This window comes from Roseivirga sp. AWQ4_251 (assembly GCF_056158225.1).
Window position 1 is genome coordinate 141,107 of record NZ_JBSWSW010000002.1, and the last position, 12,623, is coordinate 153,729.

Genomic DNA, 12,623 nt, shown 5'->3' on the forward strand with positions numbered 1-12,623 from the left:
CTAATTTGAAAGTAGCATCAAAATAGCTCCCAAAACAGCACTGCCTAAAACCAGCCACAAACTGCTTAACTTATATTTTCCGAAGGTGAAAACGACACCTAAAACGGCAATAAGTACAGACTTCCAATCTGTTAAACTCGTTTCGGCCATCTTTAAAAGCACTGCTGCCATTACCGCAACTGCGGCTACATTAACTGAATCCAAAAAGTGGCCTAAAAGTTTTGACTTCCTGATTTTTGGGATCAAAGGATTTAAAATAAGCACGAAAATAAAGGAAGGAAGAAAGATTCCGAGTGTAGCCGCTAAAGCACCAGAAACTCCATTCAATTGATAGCCTATAAAAGTAGCGGTGGACAAAACTGGCCCAGGTGTAAATTGACCAATAGCAACTGCATCAATAAGTTCTTGGCGACTGAGCCAGCCTTTAGTGACCAATTCGGCATCCAAATACGCAAAAAGCACATAGCCGCTTCCATACAAAACAGCCCCTACTTTTAGAAAAGTAAGAAAAACATTAAGTGAAGAAACCTTCACGATGGACTGAGGCAGAAAACCAAGCAAAAACCATTGCGCATTCTTTCCTTGATTGAAACTTGAATTGCTTTTGATATAAAAATAGAAAGCCCCAAGTAGGCCAGCACCCAATAAGGCTAAAACTTCGTTTACACCTAACAAGCTCACTACAAGAACTAAAGCGCCTAAAACAATTAGCTCAATCCCCTTTAAAGCCTTCTTAGCAAGCTTATATACCGCACCGGCAATAATGGCCAAAACAGCGGGTTTAATTCCGAAAATAAAAGGCTCGACAGCAGGTAATTGACCATACTCTACATAAAGCCAAGCCAATAAACCTGTTATTACAACCGAAGGAAAGATAAAACAAAAACCAGCCACAAAAAGCCCCAGTTTGCCCGCTCTTTCATGACCACAATGCATGGTCATTTCTGTAGAATTTGGTCCAGGAATAAGATTGGTTGCTCCCATTAAATCGAGAAAATGTTCGTGGGTAAGCCATTTCCGCTTTTCAACCACTTCCTTTTCCATCATAGCGATATGAGCAGCAGGACCACCAAAGGCAATACAGCCAAGCTTAAAAAATACCGAGGCAACTTCTGCCAATCTCCCTTTTAGCATAGTGTGCATTTTAAATTTTCAAAATGACTTTATCGTTAAAGCAAGATTGTTTTACAGTGAAACCTCCAGCTGAAATCTATACATTAAAGCATCTCCTTTTTGATAGCCTTCTGTAAAGGATAGGTCAGTTTGAATTTTCAAATCATGACCTGAAATATACCGAGAGAAACCCAAAGTATACTGCTTCTCTCTTTTCAGAGCTGAAAAAACTTCACTATCGGGCTGAACTGCCGTATATCGAATGGCAACTTCATTCTTAGAAAAAAGGTAACCTGCCTGAAGGTTCACGGCTTGGCCAGTTACAAATTTCAAAGTCTCACCATCATTTAAATTGACCAAAACCTCATCTGATGATTCCTTATCCGCAAATTCACCCATAAACGAAAAACCACGATACTTAAACATTGCGTCTATAAAAAGAGTAGACAGATCGGTGATGACAGCATTGCCTTGAGCATCTCTAACAAAATCACCCAATTGACCACGTTGCCTAGAGGCGCCATCATTAAAATCGAAAGTGGCCCCAATTGCTAATTTCGGTCCTTCTTCTCTCTCTAAATCGGAGCCGAAATAATCACCCTTATTTTTAAACTCCCCGAATGGCAAAAAATCGAGCCTTAAGGTATAGTCATAACCTCCAGCATTTTCAGCAATGACATTCCGACCTTCTCCCATGGAAATAGAAAGGCCTTGTTTGAAAACACTTTTACCTCCTAATCTACTCTTATGCCAAATCTGAACACCAATATCTCTATCGATATTGAAGCGAGAATTCAATAAACTACGATCGACAAACTGCATGCTTTGGGAAGACACAACCCGTTCCCTATTTCCCGGCAGCTTGGTTTGGCCAATCCACAATGTCCACGATGAATTTATTTTCCATTTGGCCACGGCATCTAGAATAATCCTAGATGCATTGCCAAATTCAGGCAAATTCCCACCTCCAATATCACGAGAAGAAAGGCCTAATTCTATTTTAAAAGTGAGAGCAGGGTCACACACAAAGCCATTGAACTTGAGTCGAGAGCGCCTGATCATAAACCTATCGCCCCAAGAATTATCTTTTAAATTGAGCTGGCCTTGATAAAGCGTTTGAAAGCGAAAACCCATATTAACGGAAAAGGAAGAATCCTGAGCCATAAAAGTAAGACCTTCGCCCAAGCTATTTTTAACCGTGTTTTGAGCCGATAGAGAGAAAGAAATTAAGAAAAAAGTAAAGCATACTAGATATTTTAACCATCTTGAAGGGCGAATAGACTTTTCGATGTTGCGCATAAGAACGCAAAGCTTACTCAAACAATTTAAAAGTAAAACAAACTTTACATTTTAAATCAAATTTTTTATTTACCTACCCGCCTCTCGATAGCATAATTATGCGCTTTGAGCTTCGCCACTCTCTCACTTCTGCCAAATGATATCAACAAAAATGGCAACAAGAAGAACATGATAAGGATGTAAGCGAGCCCGATTACTCTATATTTTGAAACCCAAATACTGAATTGTTTTGAAAAATCGATCATAAAATTTCGGAATACCGGAATTGCCATGAAGATAATCGCCCCACTCAAGTTGAATACCAAATGGGCAATAGCAATGGTAGCGGCAACTTCGGACCTAAAACCTGCAGCGATTAAAGCAGTCAGTGTGGTTCCTAAGTTAGCACCGATGATAAACGGAAAAGCACTTTTCACTTTCACTTTATCCGTAGCCGCTAACGGAACCAGAATAGAAGTTGTCACCGAACTAGACTGAATAGCCGCAGTTAGCAAAACGCCCCAACTAAACGATTTCAATGGCCTGTCAAAAACAAAGGTTCCAAGCTTGTTTTTCGACTCTCCTATGATTGTCTTTTTTATAATCAAAGCAAGCAACTTGATTGAAACGAATAGCAAAACCAGAGAAAGCCCTAACACTAATAAACTGTTATCGAACCAATTAACGACACCTGCAGTCCATCCTTTCCCTGTGCTCTGATCCACCATTCCCACATGATGGCCTAATTCTTCACCAAAAATCAAATCGGTAAAGAAAATAGACATGCGCGATAGGGCACCATATCTATATTCCAAAGGAAACCATACCATTACTAAAATGATATTGTAGAAATCGTGCATGGAACCTACTGCAACAGCTCTTCTAAATCTTCTTTTATTAGAAATAAAGCCCAGAGCGACAATGTTACTCGTTAATGTAGTACCCACGTTTGCCCCCATAATAATCGGAACAGCTTCTTGCAAGCTTAAAGTACCCGTAGCCACCAAGGCCACAACCATGGTTGTAATGGTAGAGCTACTCTGAATTATTGCTGTAATCAGAAGGCCTAGAAATAGCCCAACAAATGGATCAAGATCGGAAGAAAGTAGATTGTGGTTGATATACCCTACCGCATCGGAAAGGGCGGTAATCACCAAATCGATGGAGAATAAGAAAAGAAGAACCACTGATATGATCAGGATGGCCTTCACCACAAGAGATGAGAACTTTGAATTCTCTGAAGCTGCCCCTTTCATTCAGTTAATTTTTCCTATATTATTGATGTTAAATTTCGAACGGCAAAACTACCTAGAAAATACTTTTATTCGTTTTTGTTACCATGAATCTATTGTTAAGCATGCTTTACAGATATTTGATTTTAGGTAACAATAATTTAACACTTGGCCTTAAAAAACAATCTCTATTTTTACGGCTGAAAATGAACCCTACAAAAACTGGAATCTCAGTAAAAAAATCATGGACTACGGCATTCTAAACGTACTGGAGCTTCTTGGAGCTCTTGGTTTCTTCATTTACGGAATGAAGGTCATGAGCGAAGGAATCCAGAAAGCCGCTGGAGACAACCTGAGAAACATTCTTGGCACAATGACCTCGAATCGTTATACAGGTGTTCTAACAGGCTTTTTAATCACAGCCATTGTTCAATCTTCTTCCGCTACCACAGTAATGACCGTAAGTTTTGTAAACGCAGGTCTTATCTCACTTGTGGAGTTGGCCGGGGTCATGATGGGTGCTAATATAGGGACTACCGTAACAGGATGGTTAGTTTCTTTGTTAGGATTTAAAGTAAAAATCGCAGAAATAGCCCTTCCATTGTTGGCCATTGCCATGCCAATGATGTTCTCTAAAAAGCCGAACGTTAAAAACTGGGCTGAATTCATAATTGGCTTTGCCCTGCTTTTTATGGGCTTGGAATCGCTAAAAGATGCCGTTCCAGACATCAAAAGTAACCCCGACATTCTTGCATTTCTTTCTGAATATAGCCACCCAGGATTATTAACTCGATTAATGTTTGTGGGTGTGGGAACATTACTCACCATCATTGTTCAATCTTCCAGTGCAGCCATGTCGTTAACCATTGTGCTTTGTGCACAGGGTTTGCCTATTGAAATTGGTACTGCCATGGTTTTGGGAGAAAATATAGGAACCACCATTACCGCTGAACTGGCCGCAATTGTTGGTAATGTTCACGCAAAAAGATCTGCCAAAATTCACTCCCTCTTCAATATAATTGGGGTTACGTGGATGGTCATTTTGCTTCCTTATGTGTTAGATGCATTGCAATACATTTGGCCTGCGCCAGCCAACGGAGATGATCCAAACAAATTCACTCTGGCTCTTTTCCACACCACATTCAACATGTTGAATGTATTATTACTCATCTGGTTCGTACCACAGTTGGTTAAACTCGCAACCCGATTGGTTAAATCGAAAGGCGATGAAGACGAGGAATTCACGCTTACTCACATCAATTACAATGTGCCGTTGACTTCCGAAGTTTCTATCATGAGCGCCCAAAAGGAAACTGCAAAGTTTGCTGATATTACCACCGCCATGTTTGGCCATTTGAAGAACTATCTTCACGAGCCTAAGGAAGGCAATCGCATTAAACTGAAAGAAAAAATCTCGAAGCTTGAAGAGCTGACTGACGAAATCGAAGAAAACATTGCAAGCTATTTGGTTAAGATTTCTGAACAACCTTTAAGCGAAGAAGCATCCATTAAAGTACGATCTCTGCTGAGTATTTCCCATGACTTGGAAAGGGTAGCGGATATTATTCTCCGCATGTCAAAAGACATCGATCGAGGTAACAAGCAAAAGCTTCTTTTCTCTGAGAAACAGAATAAGAGCATCGCAGCTATCTTCAAGCTGCTCGATCAGGCTTTTGCCCAAATGACAACCGTCATTAACGGCCCTTACAGCCACAAAGTAGACATTAGCGCTGCCATTGAAACCGAAGAAGCAATCAATGCTTTGAAATCGAAAATGAGAAAGCAGCACTTAAAAAGTACTGAAAAGAAAGAATACGATGTCAAAAGTGGCATAATCTATAAGGATTTATTCTTTGCTGCCGAGAAAATCGGGGATCACCTTATCAACGTTAGCGAAGCGGTGAGAGGAGATTTTGGCAAAGACGATGATGATTTATAGAGCTTGCTATAAAAGATTTGCCTTAAACGCTTAGGACTTAGTCGCACCAAACATGACTTAGCTAGAATTTATCATGTATGCCGGTTTCATTCTATCGGCCTACTCCGTAATCGGAAACGATGTTATCCAAACCTTGGGTACCTTCTTAAGTTCGAACGAAAACAAAAAGTGGTGGGTACTCTGGATTTATGCCGGCTCCATTCTAGCCATCGTGCTTGTTTACGGTTGGTTTATGAACAACGGGGACGTTACCTACGGAAGATTGATTGGTGATCCTGTAACCAATGGCTTTACAAACCCGAAATACAAAGAGCCAGCAGACATTGTAAGCTTCGGGTGGCCTTATCTTTTGCCTCCAATTATTCTGCTTATCATCACTAGGTTGGGTATTCCGGTTAGTACTTCTTTCCTAATCCTAACTTTCTTCAACCCTAAAAACCTTTACGACATGGTAGTAAAATCTATGTCGGGATATTTGGTGGCATTTGGCGCTGCAATCTTGGTTTATTTGGCTATTGCCAAGAAGTTCGAGAAGCGATTTATTGAAAACCCACCAACCAAAAAGCAACTCAGATATTGGACAATCGCTCAATGGTGTTCTACTGGTTTTCTATGGTCTCAATGGCTTATCCAAGATTTTGCAAATATCTACGTGTACCTCCCAAGGCAAATTAGTTCTGTCAACTTGGTTTTCACCATTGTAGTGTTCTTGGTACTGTTGGGCTATATTTTCTATTCAAAAGGAGGAGCTATTCAAAGCATTATCAAAGCCAAAACCAATACTGTAGACATCCGTTCCGCCACGATTATCGACTTCTCTTACGCCATCATTTTATTGTTCTTCAAAGAATTGAACAATATTCCAATGAGTACCACTTGGGTATTCTTAGGCTTATTGGCAGGTAGAGAAATTGGAATCAAGTACTTCGCTTTTGGTTCTGTACCTAATTCCACAGTAAAAGACATTGGAAAAGACCTAGGAAAGGTTTTCTTCGGACTTGGAGTGAGTGTAGGACTAGTTTTCTTGGTAAGGTTCTTAACCGGCTTGTAATTCATTAATGGCCAACCAAGCCATTAAGCCAATTCCCAATTCAATAGCATCTTCATCGATGTTGAATTTTGGCGTATGAACTCCAAGGGTAGTTCCCTTTTCTTCATTACCTGTACCTAGTCGGTAGAAGCAAGACGGCACTTCGTGAGAGTAATAAGCGAAATCCTCAGCTCCCATCCACAGATCCAATTCCACTATATTCTCTTTGCCGATATAAGCTTCGGTAGCAGTTCTTGCAATCTGAGTAGTTTCAGGGTCGTTAGAAAGAAAAGGATACCCAACATCGATAAAAACATCGCATGTTCCGCCCATTCCTTCTGCAATACCTTCAGCTATTCGCTTGATTCTTTTATGAGCTTCAAAGCGCCATTCTTCATCAAGTGCTCTGAAAGTACCTGCTATTTTCACTTCATCGGGAATCACATTCTGAGCAATTCCTCCGGCAATCTTGCCAAATGAAAGAACTGTTGGCTTTTTAGGATCGGCATTTCGGCTAACCACCTGCTGTAGGGCTACCAAAATATGCGAAGCGGTTAGAATTGGATCGATTACCTTATCTGGCAAAGCCGCATGACCACCCTTGCCCTTTACCGTAAGATAAATCTCATCGGCACTGGCCATATACTTTCCTTCACGAAAGCCAATTTTCCCGGTGGGGATATAAGGCATTACATGTTGCCCTAACATTCTGGCTGGGCGAGGATTTTCCAGAGCTCCATCTTTAATCATTAAAGATGCGCCTCCAGGATTCTTTTCTTCCCCTGGCTGAAATACCAACTTAATCGTGCCTTCGAATTGATCTCTAAGGCTATGTAGAATTCGAGCAGCACCCAATAAGCATGACGTATGAACATCATGACCACAAGCGTGCATTACACCTTCATTTTTAGATTTATAAGGCACATCATTAGCCTCAATAATGGGAAGCGCGTCCATATCAGCACGCAATGCCACAACTTTCGAATTTGGATTTCTTCCTTCGATAAGCGCTGTAAGGCCAGTGCGCGCAACTCCTTCTTTAGGTTCTATACCAATCTTTCTAAGTTCAGCAGCCACAAATTTAGCGGTTTCAAACTCTTCGAAAGAAAGCTCAGGATGAGCGTGGATATGCCTACGAATATCAACAGTAGCTTCAGCATAATCCGAAGCCAATTTTTTAACCTCTTCTAACAAACTCATTTTTGAAGCTTGAACTGTTCGGGAACTACGGTAGCCGTTGGGTAATACTTTCTGATTTTTTGGTACAGCGACTGCGCCTCAATCAGCTGATGAAACTGGCCAATTTTCACAAAATAGGTAGGTAATTTATACTGAATTTTGGCCTCCATTGCTGGCAAAACATCGAATAATCTATTTCGAACACGTCCAGCATCTCTTTCGCTATTTCCAGAATACACCAAAATGGTATAACCTGAAACTGTAGCAGATGCTTGGTTTCTCACCACCACTGAATCTAAAACCGCATCTAATTGCTCTGAAATTTCAAAAGTAGAACGGATGGCTTCATTCTGGATTACTTCATCGGAATTCAAAGAGCTTGAATCTGATGCTTTTGCAATCACCGGGCGATACTTAGAGAGGTCGTCAGAGTAGCTCAAATCGACCTCTTCTCTCGTTCTATTTTTGTCCTTTTTAGGAATACCTTTATCGGCACAGCTCGAAACTGCCATAACCAATATGGTTCCTAATAAGAGTGAATTCAGAAAATGCTTATTCATTAATTACCACACATTTGTTGCTCAGGATATCCTCTTCAACCTGCTTAAACTTAACGTCAGTTTTTACAGTTCCGTCTGTGTATTGAACGCTAACACGATCATTTCGGCCGTAAATTTTATCTGACTTTATTGGAGCTGTTTTTTCAACCGGAGGTCTATTTCTAGTATCCTGTTGGCCAGCAAGTGCAGATCTCGATTCTTCCTTACTTTCATTTAATTTCTGCTGAGGCCTTGCGCTTATAGCTTCCTGAACTCTGTCAGGTGCTTGCTGAGGGATATCCGCCTTGGTGAGGAAAGAAACGGTTTCTTCATTCACTTTAGAAAGAAAAGCCTTGAACAAGTTGAAAGCCTCAAACTTATAAATCAAAAGTGGGTCCTTTTGTTCGTAAACAGCATTCTGAACTGACTGTTTCAAGTCATCCATATCTCTAAGATGCTCTTTCCAAGTCAAATCAATTACGCCTAAAGTAATGGATTTCTCCATCGCCTTAATCATTTCTTGATTCTCAGTATCTACCGTTTTATGAAGGTTCACACCTACTCCAATCTGACGTTTTCCATCAGTGAAAGGCAACAGAACATTTTCAACAGTAGCACCTCTTTCTTGCAAAATATGCTGCATTAATGGCAATGCACGGTGGGCAATGCTCTTATTTTTAGCTCCGTACTGAGCAAAAGCTTCTTCGTACAAATCGTTTGTAAGCGTATTTGCATCAGTTTGAACGAAGTAATCTTTCGAGATTTTAGTGTCCATACCCAAAATGCTAATGCAGCTGAGTTTGAAACCATCAAAATCGTCAGTGCTCTTAGTATTGTTGATTATGTCTTCGCAGGTGTCGTATACCATATTCATGATATCCAACTGAAGTCTTTCACCTTTCAGAGCGTTCTTTCTTCTTTCGTAAATCACAGTTCGTTGCTGGTTCATGATATCATCATATTCCAACAGACGCTTTCTAATTCCGAAGTTATTTTCTTCAACTTTCTTCTGAGCTCTTTCGATAGACTTAGAGATCATAGAATGTTGAATCATTTCACCTTCTTTCAGTCCCATTCTATCCATGAGCTTCGCTACACGGTCTGAACCGAAAAGTCTCATCAGGTTATCTTCCAATGAAACGAAGAATTGAGAAGAACCTGGATCACCTTGACGACCAGAACGACCTCTCAACTGACGGTCAACACGTCTTGATTCGTGCCTTTCTGTACCAATAATAGCCAAACCTCCTGCTTTTTTAGATTCAGGGGTTAGCTTAATATCCGTACCACGACCCGCCATGTTTGTAGCAATGGTAACCGTACCAGGTTTACCAGCTGCAGCTACAACATCCGCCTCTCTAGCGTGCTGCTTGGCATTCAATACTTGGTGCTCAATTTTCTTCATGTGAAGCATTCTACTCAACACTTCAGAAATTTCTACCGAAGTAGTACCCACAAGTACAGGTCTGCCTTCTGCTGTCAACTCTACAATTTCATCGACAACGGCATTGAATTTTTCACGAACCGTTTTATAAACTTTATCCTCCCTGTCGTCTCTTTGAATATGACGATTGGTTGGTATAACCACAGTATCTAATTCGTAAATTTCCCAGAACTCACCTGCTTCGGTTTCTGCAGTACCCGTCATACCAGCAAGCTTGTGGTACATACGGAAATAGTTCTGGAGGGTAATGGTAGCGTAGGTTTGAGTTGCGTCTTCAACTTTTACGTTTTCCTTCGCTTCAATTGCTTGGTGAAGTCCGTCAGAATATCTTCTGCCTTCCATCACACGACCGGTTTGCTCATCAACGATTTTTACCTTGCCAGCATCAAGAATATACTCAGTGTCCTTTTCGAACATGGTATAAGCTTTCAACAACTGGTTAACCGTATGAATACGCTGAGCTTTTACAGAATAATCTTGAATTGCTTCCTCTTTCTGTTTTAGCTTTTCATCTTCTTCCAAAGTGTCGTCTTTCTCTAAGCGAGCCACAACATCTCCGATATCAGTAAGTATAAAGAAATTAGGATCTTCCCCTTCTCCAGTAATTAAATCTGTTCCGTTTTCAGTAAGGTTTACCGCATTACTCTTCTCATCAATGGTAAAGAAAAGAGGCTCATCTGCTTTTGGTAAGTTCTTTTGATTATCGGCCAAATAGAAGTTCTCAGTTTTTTGCAAAACGATTTTCATTCCCGTTTCACTCAAGAACTTGATCAAAGGCTTATACTTTGGCAAACCGCGGTACGCTCTGAAAAGAGCAAGGCCTCCCTCATCTTCATTACCTTCTTTCAGAAGCCTTTTTGCATCATTCAGATATTGAGAACAAAGTTTTCTTTGTGCATCTACCAGCTTAGAAATACGAGGTTTTAAATCGTAGAATTCGTGCTCATCCCCTTTTGGCACAGGGCCAGAAATAATCAACGGAGTACGAGCTTCATCAATCAAAACGGAGTCAACCTCATCCACCATAGCGTAATGATGCTTGCGCTGAACCAATTCCTTCTCTTCTCTAGCCATGTTATCACGCAGATAATCAAAGCCAAATTCGTTGTTGGTTCCGTAAGTAATATCTGCTTGGTAAGCTTGTCTTCTTTCTTCAGAATTGGGTTGGTGCTTATCAACACAGTCGATGGTAATTCCATGGAACTGGAATAAAGGTGCCATCCACTCTAAGTCACGCTTCGCTAGATAATCATTTACGGTTACTACGTGTACACCACGCTCAGCCAAAGCATTTAGGTAAGCTGGTAGGGTAGCAACTAAGGTTTTACCTTCACCCGTTGCCATCTCGGCAATTTTACCTTGGTGAAGAACAATTCCACCAATCAACTGCACATCGTAGTGAAGCATTTCCCAAGTAACCTCGGTACCTGCAGCCATCCATTTGTTATGCCAAATCGCCTTCTCACCTTGAATTTCAACATGCTTTCCTTTAGCAGCAATTTGTTTATCTAGGATGGTAGCTGTAACCTCTAATTTCTTGTTTTCCTTCAGCCTTCTTGCCGTTTCTTTCACTACCGCAAAAGCATCTGGCAGAACGTCCATCAAAACCTTTTCAAGTTCTTCATTGCGTTTCTCTTCTAGCTTATCGATTTGATCGAAAATTGATTCTTTCTGAGAGATGTCCATATTTGGCTCATCTTCGATTTGCTTGTGAAGGCCTTCAAGTTCCTGATCTATATCTTTAAGGAAATCCTTAATCTTATTTTTAATCTCCTGGGTTTTTCCGCGTAATTCATCATCACTGATTCCGCTCATTCCAGCATAAATCTGGTTGATCTTATCTACATAAGGCATTACCTCTTTAATGTCCCTATCTGACTTCGATCCAAAAATCTTTGCTAACCCCTTTGTAAGAAAACTCATACTGTTCTTTTAATATGGTTTAAAGTTAATTTCTTGAGTATTAAAATTGAACTTCTGTGGAAATTATATTCACAACTCTACCCTTCCTTCAAATACTTTCTTGGCTGGCCCAATCAAATAAATATTCTTGAAACCTGCTCCTTCTTTTTCGAACGAAACTCTTAAGTTTCCTCCCATTGCTTTGAGAGCCACTGGACTCTTTCCTCCTAATAAGGAAAGTGATAAGGCCGCAGCTGTACAACCTGTACCACAAGAAAGGGTTTCGTTCTCAACTCCTCGTTCATAAGTTCTAATGGATAAATCCTGATCGGAGATTTTTTCAAGAAAATTGACATTCACTCCCTTTTCTTGAAACCGCTCTGAATACCGAACTTTTCTGCCTTCACTTACTACATCAGTATCTGCAGTAGAACTCACATACTTAATATAATGTGGCGAACCGGTATCGATTAAAAAGTCATCTCCAATCTGCTCAAATCCCTTCACATCATTCATGAGTAAATGTACCTCTTCACCTTCAATTTGAGCTTCGTGTTTTCCGTCAATGGCCAAAAAAGTGGTGGAATTGCCAATAATGCCCAAGCTGCTTGCAAACATAACTGCGCATCGGCTGCCGTTACCGCAAAGGCTTTGAGATCCATCAGGATTATAATAGATCATTTCAAAATCGAAATCTGGATGATTCTCAATCAGGATTACACCATCGGCACCAATCCCAAATTTACGATCACACAGTTTAGTGATATTAGAAAGGTCTTCCTTAGGAAAGATCAGGCTTCGGTTATCGACCATTACAAAGTCGTTACCGGTTCCTTGATATTTATGAAAGTTAATCACAGTTCTATTTTAACGTGCGCAAAAGAACAATAAACGAGCCTCAATTAAAAGCGTGACATTATGGCACGACCAAAAACCTTGAAGCAAAAAAAAACCTCCCAAGGGAGGT

Annotated in this window: 9 protein-coding genes; 2 read left to right on the forward strand and 7 right to left on the reverse strand. The window is 40.5% G+C overall.

All coding sequences use genetic code 11. From position 1 onward, the window contains the following. The 3 genes from chrA to ACXACJ_RS14695 form a co-directional block, all read right to left on the reverse strand. Positions 1-1,134, reverse strand: a complete 1,134-nt coding sequence (gene chrA, locus ACXACJ_RS14685; protein ID WP_475135219.1) for a chromate efflux transporter — start codon at positions 1,132-1,134, stop codon at positions 1-3. 51 nt (positions 1,135-1,185) lie between these two features. Beyond that, positions 1,186-2,412: a porin gene (locus ACXACJ_RS14690; protein ID WP_475135220.1), complete on the reverse strand. Its 1,227-nt coding sequence runs from the start codon at positions 2,410-2,412 to the stop codon at positions 1,186-1,188. A 65-nt stretch (positions 2,413-2,477) separates the two neighbouring features. Continuing rightward, a complete protein-coding gene (locus ACXACJ_RS14695; RefSeq protein ID WP_475135221.1) occupies positions 2,478-3,647 on the reverse strand; it encodes a Na/Pi symporter in 1,170 nt (389 codons plus the stop codon). 220 nt (positions 3,648-3,867) lie between these two features. Here ACXACJ_RS14695 and ACXACJ_RS14700 point away from each other — a divergent pair, with 220 nt between their 5' ends. After that, positions 3,868-5,562 (forward strand): Na/Pi cotransporter family protein, encoded by a 1,695-nt coding sequence (locus ACXACJ_RS14700; protein ID WP_475135222.1) that lies wholly within the window; start codon positions 3,868-3,870, stop codon positions 5,560-5,562. A 73-nt stretch (positions 5,563-5,635) separates the two neighbouring features. Further along, the gene (locus ACXACJ_RS14705; RefSeq protein ID WP_475135223.1) at positions 5,636-6,613 is read left to right on the forward strand and encodes a hypothetical protein; all 978 of its coding nucleotides are present in this window, start codon (positions 5,636-5,638) and stop codon (positions 6,611-6,613) included. Here the strand turns inward: ACXACJ_RS14705 and ACXACJ_RS14710 are convergent. From ACXACJ_RS14710 to dapF, 4 genes are all read right to left on the reverse strand, one after another. Then, positions 6,599-7,792, reverse strand: coding sequence for a M20 metallopeptidase family protein (locus tag ACXACJ_RS14710; RefSeq protein ID WP_475135224.1), 1,194 nt, complete (start codon positions 7,790-7,792; stop codon positions 6,599-6,601). The genes ACXACJ_RS14705 and ACXACJ_RS14710 overlap by 15 nt on opposite strands. After that, on the reverse strand, positions 7,789-8,331 hold the full coding sequence (locus ACXACJ_RS14715) for a hypothetical protein (protein WP_475135225.1): 543 nt from the start codon (positions 8,329-8,331) through the stop codon (positions 7,789-7,791). Before ACXACJ_RS14715 ends, ACXACJ_RS14710 begins: the two co-directional genes overlap by 4 nt. Next, on the reverse strand, positions 8,324-11,677 hold the full coding sequence (gene secA / locus ACXACJ_RS14720) for a preprotein translocase subunit SecA (protein ID WP_475135226.1): 3,354 nt from the start codon (positions 11,675-11,677) through the stop codon (positions 8,324-8,326). The genes ACXACJ_RS14715 and secA overlap by 8 nt, the downstream gene beginning before the upstream one ends. A gap of 69 nt (positions 11,678-11,746) precedes the next feature. Next, positions 11,747-12,514, reverse strand: coding sequence for a diaminopimelate epimerase (dapF, locus tag ACXACJ_RS14725; protein ID WP_475135227.1), 768 nt, complete (start codon positions 12,512-12,514; stop codon positions 11,747-11,749). Positions 12,515-12,623 lie beyond the last annotated feature (109 nt).